The organism is Pseudomonas sp. FG6, assembly GCF_057809015.1.
The window spans coordinates 22416-42109 of record NZ_JBMDJD010000023.1 but is presented as its reverse complement, the minus strand read 5'-3'; the positions used below and the strand labels follow the sequence as shown (position 1 = coordinate 42109).

The window sequence follows — 19694 nt, the reverse complement described above, 5'->3', positions numbered from 1 at the left end:
ATGTTGCAAGTCAGTGTTTATCGTTACAACCCTGATCAGGACGCCGCGCCGTTCATGCAGGATTTCCAGGTCGATACCGGCGGTAAAGACCTGATGGTGCTGGACGTACTGGCCCTGATCAAGGAACAGGACGAAGGTTTTTCCTATCGTCGCTCGTGCCGTGAGGGCGTTTGCGGCTCCGACGGCATGAACATCAACGGCAAGAACGGCCTGGCGTGCATCACGCCGCTGTCTGCCGTGGTCAAGGGCAACAAGCTGATCGTACGTCCGTTGCCAGGTTTGCCGGTTATTCGTGACCTGGTCGTCGATATGAGCATCTTCTACAAGCAATACGAGAAGGTGAAGCCATTCCTGCAGAACGACACGCCGGCTCCGGCCATCGAACGTCTGCAGTCCCCGGAAGAGCGTGAAAAGCTCGACGGTCTGTACGAGTGCATCCTGTGCGCCTGCTGCTCGACCTCGTGCCCATCCTTCTGGTGGAACCCGGACAAATTCCTGGGCCCGGCCGCCCTGCTGCAAGCGTACCGCTTCCTGGCAGACAGCCGTGACACCAAGACGTCCGAGCGTCTGGCTGCACTGGATGACCCGTTCAGCGTATTCCGCTGCCGCGGGATCATGAACTGCGTCAACGTCTGCCCGAAAGGCCTGAACCCGACTAAGGCCATCGGTCACGTACGTAACATGTTGCTGCAAAGCGGCGTGTGATTCAGCTGCTGTACCCGTAGAACTGCTGTACCCGTAGAGGCTAAGGCGCGGGCTTCAACCCGCGTCATAGCTATAACCAGAGCAGCCGCCCACAAAGCGGCGGTTCTTATTTTGAAGAAATGAGACAAGCAGGGGAATCCGGGCTGGTACCCGGACTATCAGCGTGATCCTTAGTGGCTTGTTTTAGTCGCTGCACTCGGACTTCTGCAAGTTTGCTCGGTGTTTTCGCCGGTGGTGCTCCCCTAATCGAGGGTGACCAAGCATGCAAGAAAGCGTGATGCAGCGCATGTGGAACAGTGCCCACCTTTCCGGTGGTAACGCTGCCTATGTGGAAGAGCTCTACGAACTCTACCTGCACGACCCTAACGCTGTGCCAGAAGAGTGGCGCACCTACTTTCAGAAGTTGCCGACCGAAGGCAACTCTGCCACCGATGTTTCGCACTCCACGATTCGCGATCATTTCGTGCTGCTGGCAAAGAACCAGCGCCGCGCCCAACCGGTTTCCGCCGGGAGCGTGAGCACTGAGCACGAGAAGAAGCAAGTTGAAGTGCTGCGATTGATCCAGGCCTACCGTATGCGTGGCCACCAGGCAGCCCAGCTTGACCCGCTGGGACTGTGGCAGCGTCCTGCACCGGCAGACCTGTCGATCAATCACTACGGCTTGACCAATGCCGATCTTGATACGACCTTCCGTGCCGGCGACCTGTTCATCGGCAAAGAGGAAGCCAGCCTACGCGAAATTCACGAAGCGTTGCAGCAGACATATTGCCGCACCATCGGTTCTGAATTCACGCACATCACCGACTCCGAGCAGCGCCAGTGGTTCCAGCAGCGTCTGGAAAGCGTGCGCGGTCGCCCGACGTACTCCGCCGACATCAAGACCCATGTGCTGGAGCGCGTGACGGCCGGTGAAGGCCTGGAGAAATACCTGGGCACCAAATACCCGGGCACCAAGCGTTTCGGCCTGGAAGGCGGCGAAAGCCTGATTCCGATGCTCGACGAACTGATCCAGCGTTCCGGCTCCTACGGCACCAAGGAAGTGGTCATCGGCATGGCCCACCGTGGCCGTCTGAACGTGCTGGTCAACACCTTCGGCAAGAACCCGCGCGAGCTGTTCGACGAGTTCGAAGGCAAGAAGAAGGTCGAGCTGGGTTCCGGTGACGTGAAATACCACCAGGGCTTCTCGTCCAACGTGATGACCACTGGCGGTGAAGTCCACCTGGCCATGGCGTTCAACCCGTCCCACCTGGAAATCGTTTCCCCGGTGGTCGAAGGTTCGGTTCGCGCCCGTCAGGATCGTCGCAACGACCCGACCGGTGAGAAGGTCCTGCCGATCTCCATCCACGGTGACGCGGCATTCGCCGGTCAGGGCGTGGTCATGGAAACCTTCCAGATGTCGCAGACCCGCGGTTTCAAGACCGGCGGTACCGTGCACATCGTGATCAACAACCAGGTCGGCTTCACCATCAGCAACCCGCTGGACTCGCGTTCCACCGAGTACGCCACCGACGTTGCGAAGATGATCCAGGCGCCGATCCTCCATGTGAATGGCGATGATCCGGAAGCCGTGTTGTTCGTGACCCAGTTGGCCATCGACTACCGCATGCAGTTCAAGCGTGACGTGGTGATCGACCTGGTCTGCTACCGTCGTCGCGGCCACAACGAAGCGGACGAGCCTAGCGGCACCCAGCCTCTGATGTATCAGCAGATCACCAAGCAGCGCACCACCCGTGAGCTGTATGCCGATCGCCTGATCCAGGCCGGTGTGCTCGACTCCGAGCGCGTCCAGGCCAAGGTCGACGAATACCGCAACGCGCTGGACAACGGTCTGCACGTGGTGAAAAGCCTGGTCAAGGAGCCGAACAAAGAGTTGTTCGTGGATTGGCGTCCATACCTGGGCCACGCCTGGACTGCACGTCACGACACGCGTTTCGACCTCAAGACCTTGCAGGAACTGTCCGCCAAGCTGCTGGAAATCCCGGAAGGCTTCGTGGTTCAGCGCCAGGTTGCGAAGATCTACGAAGACCGCCAGAAGATGCAAGCCGGCGGCCTGCCGATCAACTGGGGCTACGCCGAAACCATGGCGTACGCGACCCTGGCGTTCGAAGGTCACCCGATCCGCATGACCGGCCAGGACATCGGCCGCGGTACGTTCTCGCACCGTCACGCCGTCCTGCACAACCAGAAAGACGCCAGCACCTACATTCCGCTGAAGAACCTTTACGAAGGTCAACCGCGGTTCGACCTGTACGACTCGTTCCTTTCGGAAGAAGCCGTACTGGCGTTCGAATACGGTTACTCGACCACCACGCCAAACGCGCTGGTGATCTGGGAAGCCCAGTTCGGTGACTTCGCCAACGGTGCACAGGTCGTGATCGACCAGTTCATCACCAGCGGCGAGCACAAGTGGGGTCGTCTCTGCGGCCTGACCATGTTGCTGCCGCACGGCTACGAAGGCCAAGGCCCCGAGCACTCCTCGGCACGTCTTGAGCGCTACCTGCAACTGTGCGCCGAGCACAACATCCAGGTGTGCATGCCAACCACGCCGGCCCAGATCTACCACTTGCTGCGCCGTCAGGTGATTCGCCCGCTGCGCAAGCCTCTGGTCGTCCTGACGCCGAAGTCGCTGCTGCGCCACAAGCTGGCCATCTCGACACTCGAAGACCTGGCCGACGGTTCGTTCCAGACCGTTATCCCGGAAATCGATGCCCTGGACCCGAAAAAGGTCGAGCGCATTGTCCTGTGCAGCGGCAAGGTCTACTACGACCTGCTGGAAAAACGCCGTGCCGAAGGCCGTGACGATATCGCCATCGTGCGTATCGAGCAGCTGTACCCATTCCCTGAGGACGACCTGAAGGAAGTCCTGGCGCCTTACACCAATGCCAAAGCGGCTGCCTGGTGTCAGGAAGAGCCGATGAACCAGGGCGCCTGGTACTGCAGCCAACACCACCTGCGTCGCAGCATCAGCAACCTCAACAAGTCTCTCGTACTCGAATACGCGGGCCGCGAGGCTTCTGCTGCACCTGCATGTGGTTACGCATCGATGCACGCCGAGCAGCAGGAACAACTGCTGCAAGCCGCGTTTACCGTTTAACGCCTTCGCGCACCTGAAACCGAATTTAAGGAACCAAAGACAATGGCTATCGAGATCAAAGCCCCCACTTTCCCGGAGTCGGTTGCCGATGGCACCGTTGCCACCTGGCACAAGCAACCGGGCGACGCCGTCAAGCGTGACGAACTGATCGTCGACATCGAGACCGACAAGGTCGTCCTGGAAGTCCTGGCGACTGCCGACGGCGTGCTGGGCGCTATCGTCAAGAACGAAGGCGACACCGTCCTGTCCGACGAAGTACTGGGCTCGATCGTTGAAGGTGGCGCTGCCGCCGCTGCTCCGGCTGCCGCTGCTGCTCCAGCCGCTGCCCAGGCTGCTGCCCCTGCCGCCGACGGCGAAGACGACCCTGTCGCTGCGCCTGCCGCTCGCAAGATCGCAGAAGAAAACGGTATCAACATCGCTTCCGTTGCCGGCACCGGCAAGGGCGGTCGTGTGACCAAGGAAGACGTGGTAGCCGCCGTTGCCGCCAAGAAAGCCGCTCCGGCTGCCGCACCTGCCAAGGCTGCTGCCCCGGCCGCTGCTGCGCCGGTGTTCGCCGCTGGCGATCGCGTCGAGAAGCGCGTTCCGATGACCCGCCTGCGTGCCAAGGTTGCCGAGCGTCTGGTCGAAGCCCAGTCGAACATGGCAATGCTGACCACCTTCAACGAAGTCGACATGACCGAAGTCATGGCCCTGCGTTCGAAGTACAAGGATCTGTTCGAGAAGTCCCACAATGGCGTGCGCCTGGGCTTCATGTCGTTCTTCGTCAAGGCTGCCACCGAAGCGCTGAAACGCTTCCCGGCCGTCAACGCGTCGATCGACGGTTCCGACATCGTCTACCACGGCTACGCCGACATCGGTGTCGCGGTTTCCAGCGACCGTGGCCTGGTGGTTCCGGTACTGCGTAACGCCGAACTGATGAGCCTGGCCGAAATCGAAGGCGGCATCGCCACCTTCGGCAAGAAGGCCCGTGACGGCAAGCTGTCCATCGAAGAGATGACCGGCGGTACGTTCACCATCACCAACGGTGGTACATTCGGTTCGATGATGTCGACTCCGATCGTCAACCCGCCGCAAGCGGCAATCCTGGGCATGCACAACATCATCCAGCGTCCGATGGCCATCAACGGCCAGGTCGTGATCCGTCCGATGATGTACCTGGCACTGTCCTACGATCACCGTCTGATCGATGGCAAAGAAGCTGTAACCTTCCTGGTGACCATCAAGAACCTGCTGGAAGATCCGGCTCGTCTGTTGCTGGATATCTGATAGAAGCAGCCATGGGCTGCAAGTTCCAGGCTGCGTGAAACAGCGGCCTGGCTTGCAGCTTGCGGCTTGAAGCTTTTCGCTAAAGAGGATTTTTTGAATGTCGCAGAAATTTGACGTAGTAGTGATCGGTGCTGGCCCTGGCGGCTACGTGGCTGCCATCAAGGCCGCGCAACTCGGTCTGAGCACTGCCTGCATCGAGAGGTACACCGATGCCGAAGGCAAGCAAGCCCTGGGCGGCACCTGCCTGAACGTAGGCTGCATTCCTTCCAAGGCGCTGCTGGACAGCTCCTGGAAATACAAGGAAGCCAAAGAAAGCTTCAACGTCCACGGTATCTCGACCGGCGAAGTCAAGATGGACGTCCCTGCGATGGTTGCCCGCAAGGCTGGCATCGTCAAGAACCTGACTGGCGGCGTTGCCACCCTGTTCAAGGCCAACGGCGTCACTTCGATCCAGGGCCACGGCAAGCTGCTGGCTGGCAAGAAAGTCGAAGTCACCAAGCCTGACGGTTCGGTTGAAGTCATCGAAGCCGAGAACGTGATCCTGGCACCAGGCTCGCGTCCGATCGACATCCCGCCTGCACCGGTTGACCGGAATATCATCGTCGACTCCACTGGCGCCCTGGAATTCCAGGCTGTGCCTAAGCGCCTGGGTGTGATCGGCGCGGGTGTGATCGGCCTGGAACTGGGTTCGGTCTGGGCGCGCCTGGGTGCGCAAGTGACCGTCCTGGAAGCCCTGGACACCTTCCTGATGGCAGCGGACACCGCTGTTTCCAAGGAAGCGCTGAAAACCCTGACCAAGCAGGGCCTGGACATCAAGCTGGGCGCTCGCGTGACCGGCTCCAAAGTGAACGGCGAAGAAGTCGTCGTGAACTACACCGATGCCAACGGCGAACAGACCATCACCTTCGACAAGCTGATCGTATCCGTTGGTCGCCGTCCGGTGACCACCGATCTGCTGGCTGCCGACTGCGAAGTGTCCCTGGATGAGCGCGGCTTCATCAAAGTTGACGACTATTGCGCCACCACCGTACCGGGCGTGTACGCCATCGGTGACGTGGTTCGCGGCATGATGCTGGCCCACAAGGCCTCGGAAGAGGGCATCATGGTCGTCGAGCGCATCAAGGGCCACAAAGCCCAGATGAACTACGACCTGATCCCATCGGTTATCTACACCCACCCGGAAATCGCATGGGTCGGTAAAACCGAGCAGGCCTTGAAAGCCGAAGGTGTTGAGGTTAACGTCGGCACCTTCCCGTTCGCCGCCAGCGGCCGTGCCATGGCTGCCAACGATACCGGCGGTTTCGTGAAAGTCATTGCCGATGCCAAGACGGATCGCGTACTGGGTGTTCACGTCATCGGCCCAAGCGCTGCCGAGCTGGTACAGCAAGGCGCGATCGGCATGGAATTCGGCACCAGCGCTGAAGACCTGGGCATGATGGTCTTCTCCCATCCGACCCTGTCCGAAGCCTTGCACGAAGCGGCCCTGGCCGTGAATGGCGGCGCCATCCACGTGGCCAACCGCAAGAAGCGTTAATAGATAATAAGAAACCACGGCGGTTCGGCCCGTCGTGAGCCTTGTGCGCAAGACTCACCGCGGAATGTCCGCTGGACGCAGTCTTGCGTAGCTGGACCGGTTGTCCGGAAGGCTACGCAAGCAGCAGTCACAGGTGGTGCGGCACTGGAACGGTGCAGCACCGAATGCGCAGTACCTAAACGAAGACGGTAATAAGCATGAATCTTCACGAGTATCAGGGTAAGCAGCTGTTCGCTGAGTACGGCCTGCCAGTATCCACAGGCTACGCGGTAGACACCCCGGAAGCGGCAGCAGAAGCTTGCGACAAAATCGGCGGCAGCGAATGGGTTGTCAAAGCCCAGGTTCACGCCGGTGGTCGCGGTAAAGCGGGCGGCGTCAAGCTGGTTCGCAGCAAAGAAGACGCCAAAGCCTTCGCACAGCAGTGGCTGGGCAAGCGTCTGGTGACTTACCAGACTGATGCCAACGGTCAGCCAGTCACCAAGATCCTGGTTGAATCGTGCACTGATATCGCTAAAGAGCTGTACCTGGGCGCTGTCGTTGACCGTTCGAGCCGCCGTATCGTGTTCATGGCTTCCACCGAAGGTGGCGTGGACATCGAGAAAATCGCGCACGACACCCCTGAGAAAATCCTCAAGGCCACAATCGATCCACTGGTTGGCGCACAGCCATTCCAGGGTCGTGAGCTGGCATTCCAGCTGGGTCTGGAAGGCAAGCAGGTTGCTCAGTTCGCCAAGATCTTCGTTGGCCTGGCCAAGCTGTTCCAGGACCACGACCTGGCCCTGCTGGAAGTCAACCCGCTGGTGATCAAGGCCGACGGCGACCTGCACTGCCTCGATGCCAAGATCAACATCGACGCCAACGCCATGTACCGTCAGCCTAAGCTGAAGACTTTCCACGATCCGTCGCAAGACGATCCGCGCGAAGCGCACGCTGCCAAGTTCGAACTGAACTACGTAGCCCTGGAAGGCAACATCGGCTGCATGGTCAACGGTGCCGGCCTGGCCATGGGTACCATGGACATCGTCAACCTGCACGGCGGCAAGCCAGCCAACTTCCTCGACGTGGGCGGTGGTGCTACCAAGGAACGCGTAACCGAAGCCTTCAAGATCATCCTGTCCGACACCAACGTCGCTGCAGTACTGGTCAACATCTTCGGCGGCATCGTTCGCTGCGACATGATTGCCGAAGGCATCATCGGCGCCGTGAAAGAAGTTGGCGTGAAAATCCCGGTTGTTGTTCGCCTTGAAGGCAACAACGCTGAGCTGGGCGCTAAAGTACTGGCAGAAAGCGGTTTGAACATCATCGCTGCTACCAGCCTGACCGACGCTGCTCAACAAGTCGTTAAAGCTGCGGAGGGCAAATAATGAGCGTCCTGATCAATAAAGACACCAAGGTTATCTGCCAGGGTATTACCGGTTCGCAAGGTAGTTTCCACACCCAGCAAGCCCTGGAATACGGCACCAAGATGGTTGGCGGCGTAACCCCAGGCAAAGGCGGCACCGAGCACCTGGGCCTGCCAGTGTTCAACACCGTGAAAGACGCTGTAGCTGCCACTGGCGCCACCGCCAGCGTGATCTACGTTCCAGCTCCTTTCTGCAAGGACTCGATCCTGGAAGCTGCTTTCGGCGGCATCAAGCTGATCGTCTGCATCACCGAAGGCATCCCGACCATCGACATGCTGGAAGCCAAGGTCAAGTGCGACGAGCTGGGTATCACCCTGATCGGCCCTAACTGCCCAGGCGTGATCACTCCAGGCGAATGCAAGATCGGCATCATGCCAGGTCACATTCACTTGCCAGGCAAGGTCGGTATCGTTTCCCGTTCCGGCACCCTGACCTACGAAGCTGTGAAGCAGACCACTGACGCCGGTTTCGGTCAGTCGACTTGCGTCGGCATCGGCGGTGACCCGATCCCAGGCTCCAACTTCATCGACATCCTGAAGCTGTTCCAGGAAGACCCGAAGACCGAAGCGATCGTCATGATCGGTGAGATCGGCGGTTCGGCTGAAGAAGAAGCGGCTGCCTTCATCAAGGCAAACGTGACCAAGCCGGTTGTTTCCTACATCGCTGGTGTGACTGCTCCTCCGGGCAAGCGCATGGGCCATGCTGGCGCAATCATCTCTGGCGGCAAAGGCACTGCAGACGAGAAGTTCGCTGCACTGCAAGACGCAGGCGTGAAAACCGTGCGTTCGCTGGCAGACATCGGCAAGGCCCTGGCCGAGCTGACTGGCTGGGAAATGAAGAAGTAAGCTTCGGCTGACTTTTTTGTTCCAGCAACAAAGGCCACCTTCGGGTGGCCTTTGTCGTTTCTGGCCAGGGTGGAGCAAACCGCTGCGCTTGGGCAAGGTATGGAATACCCCTGTGGCGAGGGAGCTTGCTCCCGCTCGACTGCAAGGCAGTCGTAAACCGGCAACGCGTTCTTTCTGAATGAATACAGCTGTCCATAGGGAGAGGGGGCTGCTCTGCAGCCCAGCGGGAGCAAGCTCCCTCGCCACGGGCCTGTGTGGGAAACACGGGTGGTGTGGGTAAATTAGATATGTAAACGCGACACCACGACGTCGTGCATCGGATAGTTCGCCCCTTAACAGTGCGTTTTGCCCATAAATTCGTTAGGCTGTCCGCGATTTTCTGCGGCTGCTGCCCACAAGGAAGCGACGCGCTAACCGGGTCGGTCTTATACGGATCGACAGCATTTCCCTCACCCATAAGGGAAATCCCTCTCTAAATTCCGATTCAGTAGTGTGGTTTCCTTAATGAAAGCGTTGAAAGGCCAGGACGTCCTGGCGCTTGGATTCATGACTTTTGCCCTGTTCGTCGGGGCTGGCAACATCATCTTCCCTCCCATCGTCGGCTTGCAGTCCGGACCTCATGTCTGGATGGCGGCGCTGGGCTTTCTGATCACTGCGGTCGGGTTGCCGGTCATCACCGTCGTCGCGCTGGCCAAGGTCGGTGGCGCGATGGATGCCCTGAGCAGCCCCATCGGCAAACTCGCCGGTGGCGTGCTGGCGGCGGTCTGCTACCTGGCAGTCGGCCCGTTGTTCGCGACCCCGCGTACAGCCACCGTCTCGTTCGAAGTCGGCCTGGCGCCGCTGACCGGCGAGAGCCCGCTGGCACTGTTTCTCTACAGCGCAGTGTATTTCCTGGTGGTGTTCTTCATCTCGCTCTACCCGGGCCGTCTGCTGGACACCGTGGGGCGCTTCCTCGCCCCGCTGAAGATCATCGCCCTGGCCGTGCTGGGCATCGCCGCGTTTGCCTTGCCGGCCGGTGATATCGGTGTGGCAACGCCCGAGTACGTGGCGGCGCCATTCTCCCAAGGCTTCATCAATGGCTACCTGACCATGGACACCCTGGGGGCCTTGGTGTTTGGCATTGTCATCGTCAACGCGATCCGTTCCCGTGGTGTCGAATCTCCGGCCTTGATTACCCGCTACGCCATCATCGCCGGGCTGATCGCCGGGGTGGGCCTGGCGCTGGTCTATATCAGCCTGTTCCGCCTCGGTTCGGGCAGCCATACCGTAGCGGTGGGCGCGACTAACGGCGCCGCAGTGCTGCATGCCTACGTGCAACACACGTTCGGCAACCTGGGCAGTGGTTTTCTCGCCGTGCTGATTTCCCTGGCATGCCTGGTGACCGCGGTCGGCCTGACCTGCGCCTGCGCCGAATACTTCAGCCGCGTCCTGCCACTGTCCTACAAGACCTTGGTGGTGGTCCTGGCGGCGTTTTCGCTGCTGGTGTCCAACCTGGGCCTGACCAAGCTGATCGCCTTCTCGATTCCGGTCCTGACCGCCATCTACCCGCCGTGCATCGCCCTGGTGGCCCTGAGCTTCTGCAGGGACTTCTGGCACGAGCAGGGGCGCATTGTCGGCCCTGTGATGTTGGTGTCGTTCCTGTTTGGCCTGATCGATGCGCTCAAGGGCGCCGGGCTGGCAGACTGGATGCCGGCACAACTGGCCCATCTGCCGCTGAGCGAGCAAGGCCTGGCCTGGCTGGTGCCCTCGGTAATGACCCTGGCCGTTGCGGTGGTGTGCGACCGTCTGTTGGGCAAGCGCAGCGAAGCCCTGGCGTAAGCGTTTTTCCGCAAGCTCACCGGTAAAACCGAAATGCCCTGTATCAATTGATGCGGGGCATTTTTTTTAGGTGCAGTGCCTTTTTCCATGGGCTAACGTCGAAGCAGTGCCTCGAAAGGCTCCCACAAGGGTTTACTGCAACTACTGCATCTGTCACACAAGGAATTGCATGCCATTCATCCAAGCCAACCTGATCCATCTCCTGGCCGCCGCCTGGTTCATCACCTGCTGGGCGGGCTACACCCGTTATGCCACCTGGAAGGCGCGCGATACCGCGTGCCTGGCCAGTGTGATGCACTTGTACCGCGAAGACTGGATGCGCCGCATGTTGCTGCGTGAGAACCGTATCGCCGACGCCAGCGTGATCGGCAACCTGGAGCGCAATGCGTCATTCTTCGCTTCCAGTACGCTGATCATCCTGGCCGGCATCCTGACGGTTCTCGGCGCCTCTGACCGGGCGGTATCGTTGCTGGCGGACCTGCCGATGGTGCAGCAGGCTTCCCAGGGCATGGCGGAGCTCAAGTTGCTGTGCCTGGCGCTGGTGTTTGTCTATGCCTTCTTCACGTTCAGCTGGTGCATGCGCCAATACAACTTCGCGGCAGTGCTGATTGGCTCAGCACCGATGATTGGCGAACGTCATGTTTCGGAGCAGGAGCGCAAGGCGTTTGCACTGCGGGCGGCGCGGGTCATTTCCATGGCGGCCAACCAGTTCAACTTCGGGCTGCGCTCTTATTATTTCGGCATGACCATGTTGGCCTGGTTTGTCAGCCCATGGTTATTCATGTTGATGAGTGCCGGCGTGGTGTTCGTGCTCTATCAGCGTGAATTTCATTCCGATGTGCTGGACGTCATGGTCTATACGCCCACCGAAGTACCGTTGCCGGAAGTTGGCAAGGACGCGACCTGACACAAACGGCAATGTGTCCAGTCCAGGCAAAAGAAAACCCGCACGAGGCGGGTTTTCTTTTGTCGCTAAAACCGTATCAGTTGGTTTTAGGCGCGGTGGCAGGCGCTTGTTCCTGCGTGGCGGCTTTGTTCGATTCAGCCTGATCTTTGGCGGCTTCGGCGTTTTCTTTCGCCGCGTCGTTCACTTTATCCTGTGCTTTGTTCATGTCTTGTTGAGCTTGCTCAGCGTGTTGTTGAGCGTCTTGAGCCTTGTCCTCGGATTTCTTGTCGCAGGCAGCGAGGCCGAGGGAGGCGGCCAACATCAAGGCAATAGCTAAAGTCTTACGCATGGGGTGTTTCTCCTTATGGAAATAACTACTGGCCTTTTGAGCAGACCCCCTCTGGTTAAGTTCCTCTTTTGCGACAGATATATAACTTTGTACCGCAGTGGAACTTTATGGCGCACGCCTGTTTCCCGGCGTCCGCAAAAAAAGGGAATTGATGAAAATGGCTGAAGATCCCGTTTTTGAGCGTGCGACACGCTTTCTATCCGCCTTGAGGCATTGCCAGGTGCTGGGCTTGAAGTTGCACAATGCCAGTCGCGACGGGCTGACGGTGATCCTGCCGTTCAGCCCGAAAATCGTGGGCAATCCCCTGACAGGCATCATCCACGGCGGGGCGCTGACCTCTCTGATGGACACGGCGTGCGGCATGTCGACGTTGTGCGTGCTGCCGCAATTCGAAGTCTGCCCGACCCTGGACCTGCGCATCGACTACATGCACGCCGCCGAGCCCCACAAGGACGTCTACGGCTTTGCGCAATGCTACCGGGTCACCCCGGACGTGATTTTCAGCCGGGGGTTCGCCTATCAGGATGACCCCGAACAGCCCATCGCCCACGTGGTCGGCACGTTCATGCGCCTGGGCCAGCACGCCCGGGGGCTCACAAAGGGCGGCCCGATGGCTGGCGTGGACAAATCATGACCAGGATGACCCAGGAACAACTGCGCCAGGCCTGTGAGCAGGGTGATTATGGGCTGCTGCTGGCTTCGATTCCCTATGCGCAACTGATCGGCATCCAATGCACGCGCCAGGGCGATGAGCTGGTGTTTTGCCTGCCGGCCAACAAGGACAACATTGGTAACCCTTTGCTGCCCGCCATCCACGGCGGGGTCATTGCCGGGTTCATGGAGTTGGCGGCTGCCGTTCATCTGTTGATCGCCACCGGCGTGACCAGCGTGCCGAAAATCATCGACTTCTCCCTGGATTACCTGCGTGCCGGGCAGTTTCGCGACACCTACGCCAAATGCCAGGTGTGGCGTCAGGGGCGGCGGGTGGCCAATGTCGCGATCACCGCTTGGCAAGACGTCGAGGCCGAACCCATCGCCACCGCCCGGGCGCATTTCAAGGTCCAGGAGCCTTCGAAAACCAACCGCCCTTGAAATCACCACCGTTGCCCCCACCTTGTGGACATCCCGCCGCCAATCTCAGCGAGGCGGACACCACCATCCACTTGGAGTTTGATGACCATGAGCGTGGAAACTCAAAAGGAAACCCTGGGCTTCCAGACCGAGGTGAAGCAGCTGCTGCACCTGATGATTCACTCGCTGTATTCGAACAAGGAAATCTTCCTTCGCGAGCTGATTTCGAACGCCTCTGACGCCGTCGACAAATTACGTTTCGAAGTGCTGTCCAAGCCTGAATTGCTCGAAGGCGGCGCCGAGCTGAAAATCCGGGTGAGCTTCGACAAGGACGCCAAGACCGTCACCCTCGAAGACAACGGCATCGGCATGAGCCGCGAAGAGGTGATCACGCACCTGGGCACCATCGCCAAGTCCGGCACCGCCGACTTCATGAAAAACCTGTCTGGCGACCAGAAGAAAGACTCCCACCTGATCGGTCAGTTCGGTGTCGGTTTCTACTCCGCGTTCATCGTCGCCGACCGGGTCGAAGTCTTTACCCGCCGTGCCGGCCTCGCGGCGAGCGAAGGCGTGCACTGGTCGTCCAAGGGTGAAGGCGAGTTCGAAGTCGCCACCCTCGACAAGGCCGATCGCGGCACACGCATCGTGCTGCACCTCAAGTCCGGCGAAGACGAGTTCGCCGATGGCTGGCGCCTGCGCAACATCGTCAAGAAGTACTCCGATCACATCGCGCTGCCGATCGAGCTGCCGAAGGAAGCCGCCGCTGGCGAAGGTGAAGAAAAGCCTGAAGTGGAATGGGAAACCGTCAACCGCGCCAGTGCCCTGTGGACCCGTCCACGCACCGAGGTCAAGGACGAGGAATACCAGGAGTTCTACAAACACATCGCCCATGATTTCGAGAACCCGCTGAGCTGGAGCCATAACAAGGTCGAAGGCAAGCTGGAGTACAACTCGCTGCTGTACGTGCCGGCCCGTGCACCGTTCGACCTGTACCAGCGCGAAGCGCCACGCGGCCTGAAACTGTACGTGCAGCGTGTGTTCGTGATGGACCAGGCCGAATCGTTCCTGCCGCTGTACCTGCGCTTCATCAAGGGTGTGGTGGATTCCAACGATTTGTCGCTGAACGTTTCGCGGGAAATCCTGCAGAAAGACCCGATCATCGATTCCATGAAGTCGGCACTGACCAAGCGCGTGCTGGACATGCTGGAGAAACTGGCGAAGAACGAGCCTGAGCAGTACAAGGGCTTCTGGAAGAACTTCGGCCAGGTGATGAAGGAAGGTCCGGCCGAAGACTTCGCCAACAAAGAGAAAATCGCCGGCCTGCTGCGCTTCGCCTCGACCCAGGGTGACGACGGCGAGCAGATCGTTGGCCTGGCCGACTACCTGGCTCGCGCCAAGGAAGGCCAGGACAAGATCTACTACCTGACCGGTGAGACTTATGCACAGGTCAAGAACAGCCCGCACCTGGAAGTCTTCCGCAAGAAAGGCATCGAAGTGCTGCTGCTGACCGACCGCATCGACGAATGGCTGATGAGCTACCTCAGCGAGTTCGACGGCAAGAGCTTTGTCGACGTCGCCCGTGGCGACCTGGATCTGGGCAACCTGGATTCGGAAGAAGACAAGAAAGCCGCCGAGGAAATCGCCAAGAGCAAGGAAGGCCTGGTGGAGCGCATCAAGACAGCCCTGGGTGACGCGGTCAGCGAGGTGCGTGTTTCTCACCGCCTGACCGATTCTCCGGCGATCCTGGCCATCGGTGAGCAGGACCTGGGCCTGCAAATGCGCCAGATCCTGGAAGCCAGCGGCCAGAAGGTTCCGGATTCCAAGCCGATCTTCGAATTCAACCCGGCTCACCCGCTGGTGGAGAAACTGGACAGCGAACAGAGCGAAGAGCGTTTCGGCGACCTGTCGCACATCCTGTTCGACCAGGCGGCCCTGGCGGCTGGCGACAGCCTGAAGGACCCGGCAGCGTATGTGCGCCGCCTGAACAAGCTGTTGGTTGAGCTGTCAGCTTAATCAAGTGAAGACAAAACCCGCTTCGGCGGGTTTTGTCATTTCTGGGGTTGAGTCAAAGAGGAATCCGTCATGAGTCAGGTTACGGTTCGTTCGCTGGTTTATCAGATCGAGGGTCAAGCCTATGAAGGCCGCCTGGCCTTCGACGTCAACCAACAAGGCCTGCGTCCAGGGCTGTTGATGGCGCCCAATTGGATGGGCGTAGGGGCGGGCGCCGAAGCCATCGCCAAGTCGGTGGCGGCCAACGGCTACGTGGTGTTGATTGCCGATTTGTATGGGCAGACGGTGCGCCCGACCAATGCCGATGAAGCAGGGGCGGCGATGATGCCCCTGAAGAACGACCGGGCCCTGCTGCGCAAGCGCATGCAGGTGGCGCTCGAACAGCTGCAAAACCAGGCTGAGGCACAGGTCGACGCTTCGAAACTGGCGACCTTCGGCTTCTGTTTCGGCGGCTGCTGCGCCCTGGAACTGGCCCGCAGCGGTGCGCCGCTCAAGGCCGCGGTCTCGTTCCATGGCACCCTGGACACGCCAAACCCGGCGGATGCCCGGAGCATCAAGGGCGCGGTGTTGGCCATGCACGGTGCTTCGGATCCGTTGGTGCCCAAGGAACAGCTACCGGCCTTCGAAGAGGAAATGAATGCCGCCGGCGTGGACTGGCAGTTGTTGAGCTACGGTGGCGCGGTGCATTCGTTTACCGATCCACAGGCCAATGTGCCGGGCAAGATGATGTACAACCCCAAGGTCGCCGCACGGGCGTTCAGGTCGATGCATAATTTGCTGGATGAGGTGTTCAAGGGCTGATTGCCTGACTGCTTCATGGCAATCAGCTTAGGCACATATCGGAGCCTGTGGGGTACATCCTGTGGGAGCAAAGCTTGCTCGCGATTGGGACAGGTCAGTCGACAACGGTATTGACTGGACCACCGCTATCGCGAGCAAGCTTTGCTCCCACAGGAGTTGTGCACTCAAGGCAACTCGATTCGCTCGCTTTCCCCCGGCACGGTTGGCCAGTCCCCGGCCGCCCAGCGCCGCCGGGCTTCGTCTATGCGAGCCGGGTCACTGGAGACAAAATTCCAGTTGATCCGCCGTGGCCCGTCCAGCGGCGCGCCGCCGAACAGCACGGCATGGCAGTCACTGCCGGCGAACAGCGTCATCGCTTCCCCAGTGGGCAGGATCACCAAGGCATGGGGTTCCAGCGGCTCACCGTCCAACGACGCCTCACCGCTCAACACATACAGCGCCCGCTCCTCATGCTCGGTAGGGATCAGCAGCGTCGTCGCCGTTTGCAGGTGCAATTCGGCATACAGCGTCGGCGACAGCACCGGCACCGGCGATTCCAGGCAAAAGCCTGACCCGGCGATCATGCGGATGCTGACCCCCAGGTTCTCACTGATCGGCAGGCTGTGTGCCGGATGGTGACTGTAGTGCCCTGGCCCTTGCTCATGGGATTTGGGCGAGGCCAGCCAGACCTGCAGGCCATGCATGACGAAATCCCCGGTCAGCAACGAGGCGGGCGTGCGCTCGACGTGGGCAATGGCGCTGCCGGCGGTCATCCAGCTGACGTCCCCGGCTTCTACCACCTGGTCGGAGCCCAGGCTGTCCTTGTGCTGAAGCTTGCCCTCGAACAGGTAGGTGAGGGTGGACAGGCCGATGTGGGGGTGCTGGCGGATGTTCATGCCCTTGCCGGCCGGGTAGGTGGTTTGCAGCATGTGGTCGAAAAACACGAAAGGCCCGACGGCGCGGCATTTGGCCGACGGCAGTGGACGGAGGATCGGCTGGCCTTCGACGTCTTCTGTGCGAGGGCGAACGGTCAGGAGCGTGGTCATGGAGTCTTCCCGGATGAACGACGAATGCCGCCAGCATAACCCGCTGTAACCGGCAAAAGGGGGCAGGAATAGTTTTTGGGCGGTGTTGCCCCGCGCCGTTCCGAGATAAGAGATAAGAACTGTGGCGAGGGGATTTATCCCCGCTGGGTCGCGAAGCGGCCCCAAACCCGACACCTCGGTGTGTCGGGGCGATCATGCCAGTAAGTTTTGGGCCTGCTGCGCAGTCCAGCGGGGATAAATCCCCTCGCCACAAGAGCATCAGGGTGCATTGGCTCTGTCATCAACCTGTCACCCCCACGTCATACCCTCGCGCTCATCTCAATCCAAGGAGCGCACTATGCACCTCACCCGTTCAAGCGCACTGGTGGCGTTGTTGTTGGCTTGTGGCCTGGCCCAGGCGCAAGTTCGTGTCGAAGGCCCAGTGGAGTACGGCGTCTTCGAAGGGCCAAAGGCCGAGCTGCAATCGGGGGAGCGGGTCCTGCGTCGCAGCAATGAGCAGATCCGCCAGACCGAAAGCGTGCCGGCGAAGCTGGGCACCAAGTTCGGCATGCGCTATCAGCTGGCCGGCAAGGTTGTGGATGACCAGCCATTGACGCTGTTGTATTTCACCCCAGGCATCCTGACGCCCGATGGCGTGCGCCACGATAAATTCGAGATTATCCAGAAACTGGTGCCTGGTGCGCCCCAGGATGTGATGGCCTACGAGTTCACCGAAAGCCACGAAGTGGTGCCGGGGGAGTGGCGATTCATGGTGTTCCAGGGGGATCGGTTGCTGACGCAGCAGCGCTTTGTCGTGCGCTGAGTTCCATCCACTGGAGATCTCATATGGGAGCGAGCAAGCCCGCTCCCACAATGAATTTAGGCCTATTCACCAGGCAAAAAAAACGCCCCGAACCAGTCGGGGCGTTTTCGTGTGTGGTGTAGCAGCGGGACTTACTTGCCTTCCCAGCGCTTCATCACCAGGGTGGCGTTGGTGCCACCGAAGCCGAAGCTGTTGCTCATCACGGTATTGATGGTGGCGTTTTCGCGAGTCTTGGTCAGGATTGGCAGGTCGGCCACTTCTGGATCCAGTTCGTCGATGTTGGCGGAACCCGCCATGAAGTTGCCTTCCATCATCAGCATGCAGTAGATCGCTTCGTGAACGCCGGCGGCGCCCAGGGAGTGACCCGACAGGCTCTTGGTGGAGCTGATGGCCGGGGCCTTGTCGCCGAACACTTCGCGTACGCCCTTCATTTCCGCGACGTCGCCGACCGGAGTCGAGGTGCCGTGGGTGTTCAGGTAGTCGATCGGGGTGTCGACGGTGGACATGGCCATCTGCATGCAACGCACGGCACCTTCGCCGCTTGGTGCAACCATGTCATAGCCATCGGAAGTGGCGCCGTAGCCGACGATTTCCGCGTAGATTTTCGCACCGCGGGCCAGGGCGTGTTCCAGTTCCTCGACCACTACCATGCCGCCGCCGCCAGCGATGACGAAGCCGTCACGGTCGGCGTCGTAGGCGCGGGAGGCTTTTTCCGGGGTGTCGTTGCGCTTGCTGGACAGGGCGCCCATGGCGTCGAACAGGAACGATTGGCTCCAGTGTTCTTCTTCACCGCCGCCTGCGAACACGATGTCCTGCTTGCCCATCTGGATCTGCTCGACCGCATTACCGATGCAGTGAGCGCTGGTGGCGCAGGCAGAGGAGATGGAGTAGTTCAGGCCCTTGATCTTGAACGGTGTAGCCAGGCAGGCGGAAACGGTGCTGCCCATGGTCCGCGTGACGCGGTACGGGCCGACGCGCTTGACGCCTTTCTCGCGCAGGATGTCCAGCGCTTCCATCTGGTTCAGGGTCGACGCGCCACCGGAACCGGCGATCAGGCCGGTACGCACGTTGGAAACCTGCTCGTCGGTCAGGCCGGAGTCAGCGATGGCGTCCTTCATGGCCAGGTAGGCGTAGGCCGCCGCATGGCCAACGAAACGGTAGATCTTGCGATCGATCAGCTCTTCGAGATTGAGGTCGATGGAGCCGGAAACCTGGCTACGCAGACCCATTTCGGCGTATTCCGGGTTGTACCGGATGCCCGGGCGACTTGCACGCAGGTTAGCGGAGACGGTCTCTTTGTCATTGCCCAGGCACGAAACGATGCCCAGACCAGTGATAACGACGCGGCGCATGCGGATAACCCTTAGAAGTTGTCAGTGGAGGTGAAAACGCCGACCCGGAGGCCTTCGGCGGTGTAGATCTCGCGACCGTCGACAGCGACCGAACCATCGGCAATGGCCATGTTCAGCTTGCCCTTGAGGACGCGTTTGATATGAATGTTATAGGTGATTTTCTTGGCGGTCGGGAGGACCTGGCCAAAGAACTTCACTTCGCCCGAACCCAGGGCGCGGCCACGGCCTGGCAGACCCTGCCAGCCAAGGAAAAAACCGACCAGTTGCCACATGGCGTCGAGGCCCAGGCAGCCTGGCATCACCGGGTCGCCTTCGAAATGGCAGGCGAAGAACCACAGGTCCGGAGTGATATCCAGCTCGGCGACCAATTCACCTTTGCCGTACTTGCCACCCTCTTCGCTGATATGGGTGATGCGATCCACCATCAGCATGTTCGGGGCGGGCAGTTGCGCGTTACCTGGGCCGAACAGCTCACCGCGACTGCAGCGCAGCAGATCTTCCCGGGTAAAGGCGTTTTGTTTGGTCATGCGAGCTCCTCAATAGTCCCATGCGGCAGGGTGGGGCAAATCTTCCCGGCCGATCGAAGCGTTCATGCCTCGCATCGGCAGCCTACTCATAGACTATTGCGTTGTAGTGAAAGTCACAGCACACGGGAAATGAAAGTACACCTGTGCACTGAAATTATTATTCAAGCCCCAATCGGGACTTGTTCGGGTGCTTAAGACTGCCGCAC

General features: G+C 60.0%; 17 protein-coding genes. 13 read left to right on the top strand and 4 right to left on the bottom strand.

Features of this window, described 5'->3' with window-relative positions; all coding sequences use genetic code 11:
* The 8 genes from ACODSJ_RS16240 to ACODSJ_RS16205 all read left to right on the top strand — a co-directional run bounded on the left by ACODSJ_RS16240 (position 1) and on the right by ACODSJ_RS16205 (position 11572).
* A complete protein-coding gene (locus ACODSJ_RS16240; RefSeq protein WP_024780617.1) occupies positions 1-705 on the top strand; it encodes a succinate dehydrogenase iron-sulfur subunit in 705 nt (234 codons plus the stop codon).
* Between the two features lie 262 nt (positions 706-967).
* Positions 968-3799 (top strand): 2-oxoglutarate dehydrogenase E1 component, encoded by a 2832-nt coding sequence (locus tag ACODSJ_RS16235; RefSeq protein ID WP_489102690.1) that lies wholly within the window; start codon positions 968-970, stop codon positions 3797-3799.
* Positions 3800-3841: 42 nt separating this feature from the next.
* The gene (gene odhB, locus ACODSJ_RS16230) at positions 3842-5065 is read left to right on the top strand and encodes a 2-oxoglutarate dehydrogenase complex dihydrolipoyllysine-residue succinyltransferase (RefSeq protein WP_489102689.1); all 1224 of its coding nucleotides are present in this window, start codon (positions 3842-3844) and stop codon (positions 5063-5065) included.
* A 97-nt stretch (positions 5066-5162) separates the two neighbouring features.
* Complete coding sequence (gene lpdA, locus ACODSJ_RS16225) at positions 5163-6599, top strand: dihydrolipoyl dehydrogenase (RefSeq protein WP_489102688.1); 1437 nt, start codon at positions 5163-5165, stop codon at positions 6597-6599.
* A gap of 197 nt (positions 6600-6796) precedes the next feature.
* On the top strand, positions 6797-7963 hold the full coding sequence (sucC, locus tag ACODSJ_RS16220; protein ID WP_130203743.1) for an ADP-forming succinate--CoA ligase subunit beta: 1167 nt from the start codon (positions 6797-6799) through the stop codon (positions 7961-7963).
* Complete coding sequence (gene sucD, locus ACODSJ_RS16215) at positions 7963-8847, top strand: succinate--CoA ligase subunit alpha (RefSeq protein ID WP_134925317.1); 885 nt, start codon at positions 7963-7965, stop codon at positions 8845-8847. Before sucC ends, sucD begins: the two co-directional genes overlap by 1 nt.
* Before the next feature lie 504 nt (positions 8848-9351).
* Positions 9352-10665: a branched-chain amino acid transport system II carrier protein gene (gene brnQ, locus ACODSJ_RS16210; RefSeq protein WP_489102687.1), complete on the top strand. Its 1314-nt coding sequence runs from the start codon at positions 9352-9354 to the stop codon at positions 10663-10665.
* Positions 10666-10834: 169 nt separating this feature from the next.
* Positions 10835-11572: a DUF599 domain-containing protein gene (locus tag ACODSJ_RS16205; RefSeq protein WP_489102686.1), complete on the top strand. Its 738-nt coding sequence runs from the start codon at positions 10835-10837 to the stop codon at positions 11570-11572.
* Between the two features lie 76 nt (positions 11573-11648).
* Here ACODSJ_RS16205 and ACODSJ_RS16200 read toward each other — a convergent pair whose 3' ends face one another.
* A complete protein-coding gene (locus ACODSJ_RS16200; protein ID WP_260962973.1) occupies positions 11649-11900 on the bottom strand; it encodes a hypothetical protein in 252 nt (83 codons plus the stop codon).
* A 157-nt stretch (positions 11901-12057) separates the two neighbouring features.
* On the opposite strand from ACODSJ_RS16200, the gene ACODSJ_RS16195 reads away from it, so the two are divergent.
* From ACODSJ_RS16195 to ACODSJ_RS16180, 4 genes are all read left to right on the top strand, one after another.
* Entirely contained in the window at positions 12058-12534 is a 477-nt protein-coding gene (locus ACODSJ_RS16195) for a PaaI family thioesterase (RefSeq protein ID WP_489102685.1), read from the top strand.
* The gene (locus ACODSJ_RS16190; protein ID WP_489102684.1) at positions 12531-12992 is read left to right on the top strand and encodes a PaaI family thioesterase; all 462 of its coding nucleotides are present in this window, start codon (positions 12531-12533) and stop codon (positions 12990-12992) included. Before ACODSJ_RS16195 ends, ACODSJ_RS16190 begins: the two co-directional genes overlap by 4 nt.
* A gap of 87 nt (positions 12993-13079) precedes the next feature.
* Positions 13080-14984, top strand: coding sequence for a molecular chaperone HtpG (gene htpG / locus ACODSJ_RS16185; RefSeq protein WP_489102683.1), 1905 nt, complete (start codon positions 13080-13082; stop codon positions 14982-14984).
* Between the two features lie 69 nt (positions 14985-15053).
* A complete protein-coding gene (locus ACODSJ_RS16180; RefSeq protein WP_489102682.1) occupies positions 15054-15782 on the top strand; it encodes a dienelactone hydrolase family protein in 729 nt (242 codons plus the stop codon).
* 164 nt (positions 15783-15946) lie between these two features.
* On the opposite strand, the gene ACODSJ_RS16175 is transcribed toward ACODSJ_RS16180, so the two are convergent.
* On the bottom strand, positions 15947-16807 hold the full coding sequence (locus ACODSJ_RS16175; protein WP_489102681.1) for a pirin family protein: 861 nt from the start codon (positions 16805-16807) through the stop codon (positions 15947-15949).
* A 337-nt stretch (positions 16808-17144) separates the two neighbouring features.
* Here ACODSJ_RS16175 and ACODSJ_RS16170 point away from each other — a divergent pair, with 337 nt between their 5' ends.
* Positions 17145-17609 (top strand): DUF3859 domain-containing protein, encoded by a 465-nt coding sequence (locus tag ACODSJ_RS16170; RefSeq protein WP_489102680.1) that lies wholly within the window; start codon positions 17145-17147, stop codon positions 17607-17609.
* A gap of 131 nt (positions 17610-17740) precedes the next feature.
* Here ACODSJ_RS16170 and fabB read toward each other — a convergent pair whose 3' ends face one another.
* Together fabB and fabA are read right to left on the bottom strand one after the other, a co-directional pair.
* Positions 17741-18961 carry a beta-ketoacyl-ACP synthase I gene (fabB, locus tag ACODSJ_RS16165; protein WP_489102679.1) on the bottom strand — a complete coding sequence of 407 codons (1221 nt, stop codon included), beginning with the start codon at positions 18959-18961 and terminating at the stop codon, positions 17741-17743.
* A gap of 11 nt (positions 18962-18972) precedes the next feature.
* Entirely contained in the window at positions 18973-19488 is a 516-nt protein-coding gene (fabA, locus tag ACODSJ_RS16160; RefSeq protein WP_003204400.1) for a 3-hydroxyacyl-[acyl-carrier-protein] dehydratase FabA, read from the bottom strand.
* Between the last annotated feature and the right edge of the window lie 206 nt (positions 19489-19694).